Source organism: Microbacterium sp. BF1, assembly GCF_019279095.1.
Classification (GTDB): Bacteria; Actinomycetota; Actinomycetes; order Actinomycetales; family Microbacteriaceae; genus Microbacterium; species Microbacterium maritypicum.
Window position 1 is genome coordinate 1 of the sequence record NZ_JAGYWT010000008.1, and the last position, 14,418, is coordinate 14,418.

Here is a 14,418-nt window from a genome sequence, read left to right on the forward strand (position 1 = left end):
CGAGGGGGTCGACGCCGGCGGCCGCGCGGGCGAGCACCTGATCGAGGTCGAGCTGGGCGAGGCCCGGGTCGTCGAGTTCGTCCCAGGTGCGAGGAGCAGCCACCCAGGGCTGCGCACGGCCGCGGAGCGAGTAGGGCGAGATCGTGGTCTTCTTGCCGTTGTTCTGGCTCCAGTCGAGGAACACCTTGCCGCCACGGACCGCCTTCGCCATGACGCTGGTGGCGAGGTCGGGGTGGTCGTTCTCGATCATCCGCGCGAGCTCTCTGACGACGGTCGAGACCTCGTCGCTCGTCTGCTCGCCGGGTAGCGACGCGTACAGGTGGATGCCCTTGCTGCCGCTGGTGACCGGCAGGGGGTCGAGCCCCATGTCGGACAGGATGACGCGGGCGATGCGGGCGACCTCGGCACACTGCTCCAGCCCCACCCCCTCCCCGGGGTCGAGGTCGAGCACGAGCCGATCGGGCTTGCCGGGAAGGCCCTCGGGGGAGAAGCGCCACTGCGGCACATGCAGTTCGATGGCGGCGACCTGCGCGAGCCAGACGAGGGTCGGGACGTCCTGGACGAGGGGATACTCCTTGGGGCCGTCCGAGTGCTGGATCGCCTGACGGGGGATCCACGACGGCGCGCCCGGTTCGATCTGCTTCGTGAAGAACGAGTCAGCCGGGGCCTCCGCGCTCCCGACGCCCTCCACCCAGCGTTTGCGGGTGACGGGGCGGCCGTCGAGGAGGGGGAGCAGGAGCGGAGCGATGGCCGTGTAGTAGGCGATGATCTCGCCCTTGGTGGTGCCGGTCGCGGGATACACGACCTTGTCGAGGTTGGTCACACGCAGGCGTCGGCCGTCGACCTGCACGATCTGCCCTTCTGTGACCATGGGGCCAGCGTAGTCAAGGGTCCGCGTGGTCGAGGCGTCGGTGGTCAAGGGGCTGGTCGTGACGGCGGCGGCTGGTGTCTACTGGTGTGATGAGGACGATCTGGAAGGGCGCACTGACGTTCGGGCTCGTGAACGTCCCGGTCAAGGTGTACTCCGCGACCGAGGACCACGACGTGCCGCTGCATCAGGTGCACGAGAAGGACGGCGGACGCATCCGCTATCAGCGCACCTGCGAGGTGTGCGGCGAGACCGTGGCCTACGCGGACATCGATCGCGCCTACGTCGACGAGGGCCAGACCGTCGTGCTGACGAAAGACGACCTCGCGGCGCTTCCGGCGGAGAAGAGCCGGGAGATCGACGTGGTCGAGTTCGTGCCGTCCGACCAGGTCGATCTGCTCTCACTCGACAAGCCGTACTACCTCGAACCCGATTCGAAGTCGCCGAAGGCCTACGTGCTGCTGAGGAAGACCCTCGAGCAGACCGACCGCACGGCGATCGTGCGCTTCACCCTGCGGCAGAAGACCCGCCTCGCCGCGCTCCGGGTGCGAGGGAAGGTGCTCGTGCTGCAGACGCTCCTGTGGGCAGACGAGGTGCGCGAAGCCGCTTTCCCGGCGCTGGACGAGGACGTGCGGATCTCGAAGAAGGAGTTGGAGCTCTCGGCCTCCCTCGTCGACAGCTACTCGGCGGACTTCGACCCCGAGGCGTTCGTCGACGAGTACCAGAAGGAACTGCGCACCCTCATCGACGCGAAGATCGAGGCGGGCGACACGTTCGACGTGGCCGAGACCTTCGGTGAAACCGAGAAGGCGGCAGAGGGCGGCGAGGTCATCGACCTCATGGAAGCGCTGCGCGCGAGCGTGGCGCGGTCGAAGGAAGAGCGCGCCAAGAACGCGGGGTGATCATCGGGTGCCGAGGAGTCGGCCCCCGATGCGCGATCAGTGCTTGCCGTCGCCGTCCAGGTCGGGAGAACGGTCGAAGACGTCGGCGTCGAGCACGAGCTCCTGTGCCTCCTCGGCGTCGGTGACCACGTCTTCGCCTGCCGCAGCGGACTTCTTGGCCTTGTGACGCTCGGAGAGGTAGTGCCACAGGGTGACGAGCGCGGTGCCACCGACGGCCGCAAACAGGATCAGGTCGATGTAGCTCTCCACGAACTCGGCGACCGGCGGGATGAAGCCGATGAGATAGCCGAACATGGTGAGCCCGAAGCCCCAGAGGACTGCCCCGATCAGGTTGTAGAGGGTGTACTTGCGCCATGGCATATGGCCCACACCAGCGGCGACCGGCGCGAAGGTGCGCACGATCGGCACGAAGCGCGCGAGGATCACGGTGATGCCGCCGAAGCGCTCGAAGAACGCGTTCGTGCGTTCGACGTTCTTCTTGCTGAACAGGCCCGATTCCTTGCGCTCGAAGACCGCCGGTCCACCCTTATGCCCGATGACGTATCCGACTTCACCGCCGACGAACGCCGCGAGGCCGATCAGGAGTGCGACCCACCAGACGTTGATGCCGAAGACGCCGTGCTCGGAGCCCGCGATCGGGTGCGAGAGGAGGCCGGCGATCACCAGGAGGGTGTCACCGGGAAGCAGGAACCCGACGAGCAGACCGGTCTCGGCGAAGATGATGAAGCACACCACGAGCAGTGCCCACGGCCCGGCGGTCCCGATGATCGTCGCAGGGTCGAGCCAGGGGATGAGAGCGGTCGGCGCGTGCAGCATGGTTTCGAGCACAGGGGGAGTCCCGTCGGTGGTGAATGGTCGGCGGTAGAACAGAGCGATGTCGTGGCGACCCGAGAAGGATGCCGTCGTCTCTCGTGCGGAAGGTGGGACTTGAACCCACACGCCCTGGGGCACAGGAACCTAAATCCTGCGTGTCTGCCAATTCCACCACTCCCGCGCGGTGGAAACAGTCTACTGATCGTCGAAACCGCCTGTCTGGGGATCAGCCCGCAGTCCGTCTCCCCCTGAGCGCTCGGGCGCGCCAGAGCGGCTGTGGATAACTTCGGAGGGCGGAGGGCGATTGTTGCGAGGATGCCTGGGTGAGTCATCCGTCCGCCCTTGTCGCCGACCGTGTGCGGTCGCGTCTGCGCGCCGAGGGCATCGACCCGTCGATCGATCCGGAGGCGGCCTGGCGCATCACCCACGCCGAGGTTCGCCGCCACGACGATCTCGCCCTCGCTCGCGGGGAGGCGCTGATCGACGATGAAGCGGCGTGCGTGAGAGAGGTCATGGCGTCGCTCAGCGGATTCGGCGCGCTGCAGCCGCTGCTCGACGATCCGGAGATCGAGGAGATCTGGCTCAACGGAACGGGCCACGTGCACGTCGCGCGAGAGGGCACGGCCGAGCGGACGGGCCTTCGTCTCGACGATGTCGCGGTGCGCGACCTCGTCGAGCGCATGCTGCAGTCGACCGGCCGGCGGGTGGATATCAGCCAGCCGTTCGTGGATGCCTCGTTGCCGGACGGATCCCGTCTGCACGTGGCGATCGCCGACGTGGTGCGCGGCTCCTGGGCCGTCAACATCCGCAAGTTCCTGCCGAAGTATCGATCCCTCGACGCGCTCGCGGCGCAGGGGATGATGCCGACCGACGTCGCGGAGCTGCTGACGACCGCCATGAACGACGGCCGCAGCGTGATCGTCTCGGGTGCGACGCACGCGGGCAAGACCACCATGCTCGGCGCGCTGCTGGCCTCCTGCGCCGGTACGCAGCGCATCGTCACTGTGGAGGAGACGTTCGAACTTGCCGTGGAGGGGCCTGATCTCGTCTCGCTCCAGGGGCGCCAGGCGAGTCTCGAGGGGACGGGGGAGATCACCTTGCGTCGACTGGTGAAGGAGGCGCTGCGCATGCGCCCCGACCGTCTCGTCGTCGGCGAGGTCCGCGACGCCGAAGCCCTCGATCTCGTGCTCGCGCTCAACACCGGCGTACCCGGGGCGTGCACTGTGCACGCGAACTCGGCGACCGAAGCCATCGAGAAGCTCACGATCCTCCCGCTCTTGGCCGGACGGAACATCGATCGTGCATTCATCGCACCGGCGCTCGCCGCGTCGATCGATCTGGTCGTGCACTGCGTCCGAGATCAGGCAGGACGGCGACACGTGCAGGAGATCATCGCTCCGACAGGCGACATCGACGAGGGGAAGGTGCGCACGAGGTCGGTCTACCGGGCGCGAACCCGGCAGAGCGACGATTTCGGCAGGGAGCGCGGGGACCTGCGCCCGATCGAGGCCGCATCGTGACGGTGCTCGTGGGCGCTGTCCTCGCTGCGGGTGTGCTCCTGTGCCTCTCGCCATGGATGTGGCCCCTGTCGGACGGGGCCGAACCGCTCCCGAGACAGGGTCGGCATGAAGGATAAGAAATGACCGTCACCCACCACGTCCGTGTGCACCGCAGCGACGAGAACCTCGCCAGGGAAGAGCAGCTCGCCTGGAAGATCGCCGAGGTCGCCGCCGACCAGGTCGAGGTCGAGCAGGACGTCGTCGGCATGATCATCAACCGCATCATCGACAACGCTTCGGTGGCTGCGGCCTCCCTCACCACCCCCGCCTCCCCCTCGGCGGACCATCACGTGGATCGCCGGCGGTGTCTTCGCCTGCGCCACGGCCGTCGTCTTCTGGGTCGTGGCGGTGTCTTCTGCCTCCTCGGGGGCGGCATCCGTCCTGATCGGACCGCTCGACGAGCTCAGTCTTCTCACTCTGTCTGTACTCCTGGCTTTCGGCTCCCTCGGCGTCGGCCTGTGGAGCATCGAAGCGCCGCGGAGGATGCTGCCGCTGAAGGTCATCGGCGTCGTGCTGGCCACGTGCGCCGGGGCCCTCGCTGCGCTCGCTGCAGTCTTCACCGTCGACGCGAACGTGACGCCCGTACTGCACAGGGGCTGCGACACCGGGTACGTGGTCGTCGAGCGCTCGTTTCTCATGGGATCGAGCGGCACGGTGTACCGGCAGGACGGGGCGTTCATCGTCACTCAGGTCGGGTGGTCATCCGGTGACAACGGGCACCAGCCGTTCTCGATGGGCGGCTACGCCGTGACCGAAGAGCGCGGCATGCTGACCGTCTCCTACGCCGTCAACCGCCCTGTCGCGAGCACGGGGGTCACGGCCGGTTCCGGCACGTCGCTCTCGCTGCCGGTTCTCGACGACCGCTCGCCGCAGTGCGGGCTGCACACAGCGAGGAGCGCCGATCAGGCTCCGTACCCGCCGATCCCCTCCCCCGAAACGGAGAAGTTGACGGTGGAGAACGTCGACGGCGCGATGAGGGAGATGATCGGCGCGTCGTTCGACGCCGCTGCGGGAGTGGTCGTCGATGCCTCGGGTGCGCCGTTGGACTCTTCCTCGCTGCCCTTGTCGTCGACACCCTGCACGGAAGGCCCCGGCACGCAGCGCGAAGTGCAGATCGCGTTCCGCACCGACGACAACAGCCGATCTCTGGAACGGATTCTGGCGGTGTGGGACCAGGCTGGCTATGCGAAGGACCGGGCGATGCAGGAGGACATCCGCTACAGCGAGAGCCTTCCGGTGGCACGCGTGGGCATCAAGGACACCTCGAGCCTCGATGGGCTGATCCACCTGACGTCGACGTCGGTCTGCATCCCTCCCGCATAGCGTTCCCGATCGCTGTGCGACCGCGGGACGAGTTGAGCAATATATCGGCTCGGACGTACAATTCTGCTGAGTTCTGGCGGGCTGAAGAGCGCCCGTTGACCGCGCGGATGCCCGACCGGCACCGCCCGGGGGTGGTGCGCTCCTCGGCAGCCGATACCGGCCAACCGATTGGAGTGTTGAGATGTTCACGATGCCCGATCCCCGATTCGAGCTGAGGAAGATCACCGATACCGAGTGGCTGATCCTCGATCACCGCTATGCCCAGGATGACTCACGGCGCACGGTCGCCTGCGTCTATCAAGTCGATGCCGTCGAGGTCGAGGTCGTCTGGTTGCGCGACCTCCCGCTCGCGAGCTCCTACATGTCCGCAGCGTGGTAGATCCCTCCCCCGGCGGCGAGGATCCCGCTGCCGACGACCTGGAGGAAGAACGTGAACGTGCCGCTCACCTTCCTGCTGTTCGCGGCGGCCTCGGTGAACGTTCCGGTCATCGTGTCGCCGTCGGCGCCGTGGGCGGTCACGACGACGTCGACGAGGGCCGCTCCCGACGCATCCACGATCGACGCATCTTCGCTCAAGACGACCCTGGCACCGGCGGGCGCGCGCACTTCGAAGGTGTCGCCGGCGTTCGGGAGTTCCCGCTCCACGGTCAACGTGACGGCGAGGAAGGGCAGGGCAGCCGACGGGACCAGCGGATTCGACGCCTCATACGGAGCCACCGAGATGTCCGTGACCGTGGGGGCGGGTTCCGCGGCGAGCGCGGGGGCGTCGGCGATGCCGGCGATGCTCGCGGCACCGACGAAGAGACCGACGACGAGCGCGAGCGCGGATCGGCCGAGGGAACGACGGATCCCCGACGCGCGGAAGACCCCTGACACCTCGCTGATGTCGCCTATCCGAGCTGGTCGAGGACGAGTTCTCCGCGGGCGTTGAGGTTCTCCATCATGCGCTCGATCCGCTTCGTGTCGATCTCCGGCATCCTCGAACCGTCGAACGCGAGGATCAGCGCGATCGCCGGATGCATCCAGATGGTGAGTCGGCCGGCGGGGTTCTTCTCCTCGGGCAGCCAGGTCATCATGAAGCTCTCGTGACGGCGGAGCTTCGTGCCGATCACGATCTTCAGGTGCGCCAACGTCGCATCATCGACCTCGATCGGAGGACGAGAGCTGTTGTACTCGAGAGTTCCCATGGTCTGAGAATACGCGCTCCCGCGTGCCGCATCTCGTGTCGGCGCCGGGTCTCGATCGGGGATCGACGTGCACCCGTCGAGATCCGACCCGGTAGATCAGGCCCCGGCGGCGGTGAGCTCCTCGCGAAGCAGAGCAGCGCCCGCGCTGAGCGCTCGCAGCTTGCCGCGTGCGAGGTCACGTGACAACGGCGCCAAGCCGCAGTTCGTGCTCGGGATGAGCTTGTCGGCGTCGACGAAGCGGAGCGCGTTCCTGAGGGTGTCGGCGACCTCCTCCGGGGTCTCGATCGTGTGGCTTGCCACATCGATGGCTCCGAGCATGACCTTCTTGCCCCGGATGAGCTCGATCAGGTCCAGCGGAACGTGCGAGTGGTGGCTCTCCAGCGAGACGATGTCGATGCTGGACTGCTGCAGCAGCGGGAAGAACTTCTCGTACTGCCGCCATTCCGAGCCGAGAGTCGCCTTCCAGTCCGTGTTCGCCTTGATCCCGTAGCCGTAGCAGATGTGCACCACGGTCTCCGCGCGCAATCCCTCGGCCGCCCGCTCGAGCATTGCCACGCCCCAGTCCTGCACGTCGTCGAAGAAGACGTTGAACGCCGGCTCGTCGAACTGGATGATGTCCACCCCGGCCGCCTCGAGCTCCTTCGCCTCTTGATTGAGGATCGTCGCGAACTCCCAGGCCAGCTTCTCGCGGCTCTTGTAGTGGCGATCGTAGAGGGTGTCGATCATCGTCATCGGGCCGGGCAGTGCCCACTTGATGGGCTGATCAGTCTGCTGGCGGAGGAACCTCGCGTCTTCGACGAACACGGGCTTCTCGCGGCTCACGGCGCCGACGACCGTCGGCACGCTGGCGTCGTACCGGTCGCGGATCCGCACGGTCTCCCGCTGGTCGAAGTCGACGCCGGAGAGATGCTCGATGAACGTCGTGACGAAGTGCTGGCGCGTCTGCTCCCCGTCGCTGATGATGTCGATGCCGGCCTGGCGCTGCTCCTGAACGGCGATGCGGAGCGCATCCTGCATGCCCTCAACCAGGGCGTCGCCCTGCAGTTTCCACGGAGACCAGAGCGTTTCCGGCTCGGCCAGCCACGACGGCTTCGGAAGACTGCCGACGATCGAGGTGGGAAGGAGTGTGTGCATGATCGGTGATTCTCCGTTGGTCATCCGACGGGGACCAGGCACGCGTCGGAGTAGTCGGCGGCCCACTGCTCGAGCAAGGCACCGTGCGGCTTCATGAGATGCGCGTCGGCATACTGCCCCTGCTCGGTCGCGAGCCGACTGCGCTCGTCGCGGTCGTAGGCGATCTTGGTCACCGAGTAATCCTGCTGCTCCAGGGTCGGCCGGTAGATGCTCGCGGCTTCCGAGTTCGCGTTGTAGATCTCGGGCCGGTAGATCTTCTGGAACGTCTCCATCGTGCTGATCGTGCCGATGAGCTGGAGGTTCGTGTAGTCGCCGAGCAGATCGCCGCGGAAGTAGAACGCCAACGGCGCGACGCTGCCGCGCGGCATGAAGTACCGGACGGAGAGGCCCATCTTGCCGAAGTACTCGTCGGTCAGCGAGGGGTCCTTCTGCTCGTACTCGACACCGAGGATCGGGTGGTGGTTCTCGGTGCGACGGTAGGTCTTGCTCGTCGAGACGCTGATGCAGATCACGGGCGACACGGTGAAGCGCTCCTGATAGGCCTCCGAGTCGAGGAAGTGCTGGAACAGCTTGCCGTGCAGCTCGCCGAAGTCGGCGGGAACGCTGAACCCTCCTGCGGCCTCGCTGGCCGCCGGCAGTCGCACGCTGAAGTCGAAGTCGCGGATGTAGGACGAGAAGTTGTTCCCCACGATGCCGTGGCTGCGCGACCCGGTGAGACGGTCGAGGACATGGATGTCCAGGACCTCGAGCAGCGGGAACTCCTGGTCCTCGCCCTCCGCGGCGAACTGCACCGCCACCGAGACGATCTCGAGTTCGACGCTGTAGCGGTCCCGGTCCGGGTTGTCCCAGTGCGCCAGATCGTTGAACCGACGGTCGATCATCGTCAGGGCGTTGCGGAGGTTTTGCTGTCGATGCTCCCCCCGCGCCAGGTTGGCGAAGTTCGTGGTGATGCGGGAGTTGTCCGACGGTGAGTAGTCCTCGTCGAAGCGGGTCGTCGTGATGCGGAAGGTGAATTCGGATGCCATGAGGGCCAATCGGAGGGTGATCGGCCGGGCTCGGCCTCACGAAACGGGATCCCTCCATCGTGCTGCCGGAGGGACCCCATCGGGTAATGCGCCGCGACTATGCCGTGACATAGTCTGGGGCTATGGCCAAGCGCTCGAGCGGCATCACCCTGCAGCACCTCACGTACTACATAGAGGTCGCTGCGGAGGGCTCGATCAGCGCCGCCGCCGACCTGCTCTACGTCGCCCAGCCCACCATGTCCGCCGCGATGAAGGACCTCGAGAGCAGAGTGGGGCGCACGCTCCTGCTCCGCTCCGCCCGCGGCGTGACGCTCACCACCGACGGCGTGGAGTTCCTCGGATATGCCAGGCAGGTCGTCGAGCAGGTGGCGCTCCTCGAACAGCGCTACCTCGGCCGACCGCCGTCGCGACGACTGCTCGGAGTGTCGACCCAGCACTACTCGTTCGCGGTCGACGCGCTGGTGCGGATGGTGAAGGCGACCTCGGCGGCGGAGTACGAGTTCTCGCTGCGCGAGACGCGCACGTGGGACATCATCGAAGACGTCCGGACCCTCCGCAGCGAGCTGGGGATCCTCTACCGGAGCGACTTCAACCGCAACGTCATCGACAAGTTGCTCCGCGACTCCGGTCTCGCGTTCCATCCGCTCTTCGTCGCGGAACCGCACATCTTCATCTCCCGCAAGAACCCCCTCGCCGCTCGAGAGCGCGTGACCCTCGCCGATCTCGCCGACGTACCGAGGCTCACCTTCGACCAGGGCGCCAACAACTCCTTCTACTTCGCCGAGGAGATCCTCTCCACCCTGTCGAGCCCGCGGGACATCCGCGTCTCCGACCGCGCCACCATCTTCAACCTGATGATCGGGCTCGACGGATACACCATCTCGACGGGCATCATCAGCGATGACCTCGATCCCGAGATCATCGCCATCCCCCTCGACATCGACGAACAGATCGAGATCGGCTGGATCGGCCACTCGGCGATCCCCCTCACCGAGCAGGCGCAGCGCTACCTCGCCGAACTGCGCACCGTCGTCTCCGGTTTCGGGGTGGAGCTGCTCGGCTGAGGTCGTCGGCGTCGACAGCTGCATCGGTTCTCAATCCGGTCAGGGCACGCGGAGTTCGCGTATCGGCTCTCGGCGGCTGGCGATCGTGGCTGGAACAAGCGCGGCGATGAGCGCTGTGACCATCGTGAGGACACCGAGTGCCACGGTGAAGGTGAATCCCGGCCAGGGGTCCCCTGTGGCTGCCAGGACGAGGAACGAGACGATCGTGCCGATGACGATACCGACGGCTGCGAGGATGACCGTCTGGGTGAGGAGAAGTCCGATGATCAGAGCGCGGCTCGCGCCGAGCGCTCGTCGCCGGCCGAAGTCCTTCCGGCGCATCATGACGAGGCCGTACAGCAGTATCGCGACGAGCATCCCGGTAAGCGCGAGCAACGCGAGCACCAACCCACGCGAGAAACTCCCGAGTTGACCTTCGATGAGCCCCCGCAGTTGCGCGAGTGCTTCGCTGGTCTGCACCGTGACTTTCGTCGGATCGGCGGCGGCAAGCACTGACAGTGCTGCTTTACTGACGGGCGAGACCAACTCTGGGCTCTCGGCAATAATCACCAAGACGCCGATCGCCTCGTCGCCGCTCGCCTCAGGTTGAGGAACGAGGACGACGGGCTCGAGTGGGCGCAGAAAATCGGGCACATCGAGGCGTCCGCCGATTCCGTACGAGGCCCCGCTGGTCAGGGTAATCCCCCCGGATCGGTCCGGCATACCGAGCTGTTCGAGTGCGGGACCGGACGCCCAGGCGAGCCCGCCGGGAATCGGGGAGTCTTCGGGAACTCCGAGCCGGTCGAGCTGATCGCCATACGCGAACCGCACCGGTACGCGCAATCCATCGACGATGGCGCTATTGGTGGCATCGACTGCCGACGAGAATCCTGCCGACCATTCGATGCCCTCGATACGATCGATACGATCGAGAACGCTGCTCGTGACGCCCGCGCCCGCATCGGCACGCACGACGATGGAGCGCGTGCCGGCAGAATCGATGGATCCGAGCACCTGCTGCTCAGCACCGACGGTGCGTCCTGTGGTGAGCATCACAGCGAGGACCATCCCGACCACCATCATGATCGTGACGATGGACGCGACCGGTTGCGATCGTGCGGAAGCTGTCGCCTCGCGGATCACGGAGCCGATCACAGTCGGATCTCCACGTCGCTGGCCGCTGCGACCTCAGGGGAATGGGTGACGACGATCACGGTGTTCCCGGCGGAGGCGTGCATGCGCAGTGCATCGATGACGAGAGAACTCGTGGTGGGATCGAGGTTTCCCGTCGGTTCGTCTGCGAGCAATATCGCAGGCTCAGACAAAAGGGCTCTACACAGGGCGATTCGCTGGGCCTGCCCTCCAGAAACCTGCCCCGGCTTGCGATGCGCCGGCACGTCCACTCCGAACCGGTCCAAGAGCTGCGAAGCCCGCCGCTCGGCCTCTTTTCGAGGCTCCCTCCTGTAGAGCGCAGTTTCGGTGACGTTGTCGAGGACAGAGCGAGTGGCGTCCAAAGCCGCGTCCTGGAAGACGAAGCCGAACTGGTGAGAACGCAATCGAGCGCGTTCCGCGTCCGGCAGACCGACGACGTTCCGCCCGCCAAACAGCACTTCACCACTGGATGGGTCCAGCATGAGGCCGAGCAGGTAGAGGAGCGTCGACTTACCTCGTCCCGAGGGGCCGGTGAGCGCCGTTACGCATCCCACCCTGAATCGCGCCGACCACTCATCCAGCACGGCCTGTCCACGGGAATACCCGAAGGTGATATCGCGGGCCTCCAACAGGACATCATCTCTTCCCATCAGCCACGTCCTGTACTCCCGTCATTCCCCGGACTCATCCTTTGCGGGAACTCGTACGCGGATGCCTTCATCGACGCCGGAGACCACCGACATACCCTTCGCGGAGGTCCGTACCTCGACGGGGATCCGCTTTCCATCCTCACCGATCACGGCGGTCCCGGCATCGGCCATCGTGACGAGTGCGGACGACGGCACCAACAGGCCCTCGACCTGCTCGACCGTCACCACGTTCGACAGGAGTGTCGTCTGGCCCGAGACCGGGACCTGCCCGCAAGCATCGCCGCACAGCACCGTCCCATCGGGACCAGTCACAGCAATCGAGATCGCTCCGCCGTCGGCGTCGCGCTCCTGCTCGCCGGCGACACCTCGCCAGGTCTGTCCATCTGGAGAGGTCACCTCGATCACGGTGCCGGCAGTGATCATCGCGGCCTGCCCCTCGGACACCGGCACCCAGAATCGGGGTGCAGCCGGCAGACCGAGAACCGCCTCCTCGCCGCCCGAGAGGCTGGCGCCACGGTGTATGGACTCGGAGTTCAAGGCGAGCCGGGCCGGCAACCGTGAGACGAAGATCAGATCGCCCTGCTCCACGACACCGCTTTCCGACAGCCCCGAAGACTTCTGCCAGCGTTTGATCGCCGCGATCGTCCCTGCCTCTGCTCTGCCATCGAACGCGCTGTCGTAGTACCCCAACGCGGCGAGCATCTCCTGCAACTGCCGCACGTCCGCCCCCGCGACGCCGGCGCCGATCTGCCGGAACATCGGCACCTCCCCTTGGGCGACAGCGACCGGTCGCAGATCGACCGAGTAGAGCACGGAACCGTGAGAGACTTCGGCCCCCGGCTCGATTCCTATGCTGGTGACGATCCCCGATGCGTGATTGGACCCCGCCGGCACCTGGCTCCATTCGGCGATGGTGTTCAGCGAGATCGACGCGCCCACCTTTCCCCGCGTGACCTCGACATAGGTGTGCTCGGTCGACGCCAGTGGATCGTCGGCGGGTCGCAGCACCGTCATCGTCGCCCACGCGCACGCCGCCCCCACGACCAGCAAGACGAGACCTCCCAGCACCAGCCTCCAGGACAAACGGCGCCCTCGCCCGTCAACACTCATTGGATTGCCGCACCTCTCGATCGTCCGCCCCGCATTCCCACGCCCTGCCCACCGCGACGACCGGGAACGGATCGCACGAAATCGGACGGGGAGCAGCTATGACGTTACTCAGATGCGCCCAGCGACCACGCCGGTTGCGGACATTTTTCGGATACCTCTCGAAACTCGGACTCGCCGATCGGCGTCGTCGTCAGAGTGGACGCACCGTACGCCATCCACCTCTCGTCGTGAAAGCTGTCGATGTACTGCTGCTCGCTCGGCGCGGGATCGACGTCGAAGCCGTGATCGATGAGGCACTCCCTCGTCGCCAGCTCCTGTTTGTAGACATCGGCGATGGCCTCAGAATCCATGCGTTCGATCCTGTCGTCGATGAGAGCCCAGCACTCCTTCTCATCCGACACGTAGAGATCCTGCTGGCCCGAGGGAACCTGACTGCTGTTCGCCTCGATTCCGCCGTCCCAGTTGATCGTCACGTCCCAGCCACGATCCCGGAGACACTGATACACGGTGTCTGCCGCGGGAGACAGACTGAAGGACTCGGGGTCTGCACCGGCTCCAGATGACGCGTCTGTCGCTGATGAACAAGAGACGAGTGTTGCCGCCAGCGTGATGAACAGGCTGGCGGCAACGAGGTTCGAGCCTCTCAAGTGCGGCATCCGATGAGATGCGAGGCCATGTTGACGCTGGACGAGATCTCGACCCAGACGGGGCCTTGTCCTCGTCATCCGTAGAAATTGCTGTACCCGGAGGGCTTCGTGGATCTCTTCCACTCGCCGGGAATCTCGTGATAATGCGTGACGCTCTTTGTGGAAGTCGCGGACGAGAATGAGAACTGAGAACCTGAACACGACGCTGTTCCGATCTCCTAGTTACTACTTGCATTCGCGGCCGCCGCTCCACCGAGGAGCATCGCGAAGCTCAGACCTACCCCTGCACAGAGCGCTCCGGCCCTTTTCCAGGTCCTTGAATACCCTCGTCTTGGTTTAGCGAAATGTGTCACTTTTTCTCCTTTGATTCAGTGACGGTCCTTGATTCCGAGCACGGTAACACATCAGCTGCGCTCGTGTGAACCAGCCATCGGGCGGAGCATCCGCCCCCGATGCGCAACCAGCGCGCGGCTCTCATCGAGCCGCGATTGCATTTGTCCCCCAAATGGCCGACAAGATTTGAGCGCGTTTGTCCGCCATAAGGGGGACAAACGCATGCAAAGGACGTGTTTTCCTTGTGCGTTACTGAATGTCGGGGTATCGTCCCGCCCGACAGAGCCTTTGAAAGCCATCTTCTACCTTGCGAAATTCACACCACGCGGCACCGAAGAGAGTGAACAAGACCGATCGCCGGTGGGTCCCGCCGGCAGAAGCCGCCGCGGCACCCGAGCCGAGAGGTCACCCACCCAGAAACGGAAAAACCCCCTCACGAGGAGGGGGTTTCCCTGGCGGTGACGGTGGGATTTGAACCCACGGTAGGGGGTTACCCTACACAACTTTTCGAGAGTTGCACCTTCGGCCGCTCGGACACGTCACCGCGGAATAGCTTACGCGACGTGGGGCCTGCACGCGAATCGAGAGCCGCGCGTCACCAGGCGGCGGCGATCTCGGCGTGCGTGCGCAGGATGCCCTCGGTCGAACCGGCGGGCGCGCGGCCGATGCCGC

General features: G+C 65.8%; 15 protein-coding genes, 2 tRNA genes and 1 pseudogene. 6 read left to right on the plus strand and 12 right to left on the minus strand.

Annotated elements, in window-relative coordinates; translation table 11 throughout:
• Nucleotides 1–871 (minus strand): non-homologous end-joining DNA ligase (ligD, locus tag KZA10_RS00560; protein WP_218681912.1); only part of this gene is annotated, 871 nt, incomplete at its 3' end.
• Nucleotides 872–960: 89 nt separating this feature from the next.
• Here ligD and KZA10_RS00565 point away from each other — a divergent pair.
• The gene (locus KZA10_RS00565; protein ID WP_218681913.1) at nucleotides 961–1,770 is read left to right on the plus strand and encodes a Ku protein; all 810 of its coding nucleotides are present in this window, start codon (nucleotides 961–963) and stop codon (nucleotides 1,768–1,770) included.
• 36 nt (nucleotides 1,771–1,806) lie between these two features.
• On the opposite strand, the gene KZA10_RS00570 is transcribed toward KZA10_RS00565, so the two are convergent.
• Nucleotides 1,807–2,586: a DedA family protein gene (locus KZA10_RS00570; RefSeq protein ID WP_167497391.1), complete on the minus strand. Its 780-nt coding sequence runs from the start codon at nucleotides 2,584–2,586 to the stop codon at nucleotides 1,807–1,809.
• 96 nt (nucleotides 2,587–2,682) lie between these two features.
• Nucleotides 2,683–2,764: transfer RNA gene (locus tag KZA10_RS00575), tRNA-Leu, on the minus strand.
• A 142-nt stretch (nucleotides 2,765–2,906) separates the two neighbouring features.
• Here KZA10_RS00575 and KZA10_RS00580 point away from each other — a divergent pair.
• From KZA10_RS00580 to KZA10_RS00590, 4 genes and pseudogenes are all read left to right on the plus strand, one after another.
• Nucleotides 2,907–4,103, plus strand: a complete 1,197-nt coding sequence (locus tag KZA10_RS00580; RefSeq protein WP_167497390.1) for a CpaF family protein — start codon at nucleotides 2,907–2,909, stop codon at nucleotides 4,101–4,103.
• 119 nt (nucleotides 4,104–4,222) lie between these two features.
• Nucleotides 4,223–4,402 (plus strand): annotated as a pseudogene (locus KZA10_RS17570) (MmgE/PrpD family protein); the annotation flags it as partial.
• Between the two features lie 82 nt (nucleotides 4,403–4,484).
• Entirely contained in the window at nucleotides 4,485–5,465 is a 981-nt protein-coding gene (locus KZA10_RS00585) for a hypothetical protein (RefSeq protein WP_218681914.1), read from the plus strand.
• 190 nt (nucleotides 5,466–5,655) lie between these two features.
• Nucleotides 5,656–5,844 carry a hypothetical protein gene (locus KZA10_RS00590; protein WP_256934201.1) on the plus strand — a complete coding sequence of 63 codons (189 nt, stop codon included), beginning with the start codon at nucleotides 5,656–5,658 and terminating at the stop codon, nucleotides 5,842–5,844.
• On the opposite strand, the gene KZA10_RS00595 is transcribed toward KZA10_RS00590, so the two are convergent.
• The 4 genes from KZA10_RS00595 to KZA10_RS00610 all read right to left on the minus strand — a co-directional run bounded on the left by KZA10_RS00595 (nucleotide 5,823) and on the right by KZA10_RS00610 (nucleotide 8,811).
• On the minus strand, nucleotides 5,823–6,341 hold the full coding sequence (locus KZA10_RS00595) for an Ig-like domain-containing protein (RefSeq protein ID WP_218681915.1): 519 nt from the start codon (nucleotides 6,339–6,341) through the stop codon (nucleotides 5,823–5,825). The two genes, KZA10_RS00590 and KZA10_RS00595, sit on opposite strands and share 22 nt — an antisense overlap.
• A gap of 14 nt (nucleotides 6,342–6,355) precedes the next feature.
• A complete protein-coding gene (locus KZA10_RS00600) occupies nucleotides 6,356–6,652 on the minus strand; it encodes a hypothetical protein (RefSeq protein ID WP_218681916.1) in 297 nt (98 codons plus the stop codon).
• A 96-nt stretch (nucleotides 6,653–6,748) separates the two neighbouring features.
• Nucleotides 6,749–7,786, minus strand: a complete 1,038-nt coding sequence (locus KZA10_RS00605) for a methionine synthase (protein WP_218681917.1) — start codon at nucleotides 7,784–7,786, stop codon at nucleotides 6,749–6,751.
• A gap of 20 nt (nucleotides 7,787–7,806) precedes the next feature.
• A complete protein-coding gene (locus KZA10_RS00610; protein WP_218681918.1) occupies nucleotides 7,807–8,811 on the minus strand; it encodes a DUF1852 domain-containing protein in 1,005 nt (334 codons plus the stop codon).
• Nucleotides 8,812–8,933: 122 nt separating this feature from the next.
• Between KZA10_RS00610 and KZA10_RS00615 the strand changes: the two genes are divergently transcribed.
• Complete coding sequence (locus KZA10_RS00615; RefSeq protein ID WP_218681919.1) at nucleotides 8,934–9,875, plus strand: LysR family transcriptional regulator; 942 nt, start codon at nucleotides 8,934–8,936, stop codon at nucleotides 9,873–9,875.
• 39 nt (nucleotides 9,876–9,914) lie between these two features.
• On the opposite strand, the gene KZA10_RS00620 is transcribed toward KZA10_RS00615, so the two are convergent.
• From KZA10_RS00620 to KZA10_RS00640, 5 genes are all read right to left on the minus strand, one after another.
• Complete coding sequence (locus tag KZA10_RS00620; RefSeq protein ID WP_141387739.1) at nucleotides 9,915–11,009, minus strand: ABC transporter permease; 1,095 nt, start codon at nucleotides 11,007–11,009, stop codon at nucleotides 9,915–9,917.
• Entirely contained in the window at nucleotides 11,006–11,656 is a 651-nt protein-coding gene (locus tag KZA10_RS00625) for an ABC transporter ATP-binding protein (protein WP_141387741.1), read from the minus strand. Before KZA10_RS00625 ends, KZA10_RS00620 begins: the two co-directional genes overlap by 4 nt.
• Nucleotides 11,657–11,677: 21 nt before the next feature.
• Nucleotides 11,678–12,724, minus strand: coding sequence for a peptidoglycan-binding domain-containing protein (locus KZA10_RS00630; protein WP_258185926.1), 1,047 nt, complete (start codon nucleotides 12,722–12,724; stop codon nucleotides 11,678–11,680).
• A gap of 146 nt (nucleotides 12,725–12,870) precedes the next feature.
• The gene (locus KZA10_RS00635; protein WP_218681921.1) at nucleotides 12,871–13,422 is read right to left on the minus strand and encodes a hypothetical protein; all 552 of its coding nucleotides are present in this window, start codon (nucleotides 13,420–13,422) and stop codon (nucleotides 12,871–12,873) included.
• A gap of 777 nt (nucleotides 13,423–14,199) precedes the next feature.
• Nucleotides 14,200–14,290, minus strand: a tRNA-Ser gene (locus tag KZA10_RS00640).
• Between the last annotated feature and the right edge of the window lie 128 nt (nucleotides 14,291–14,418).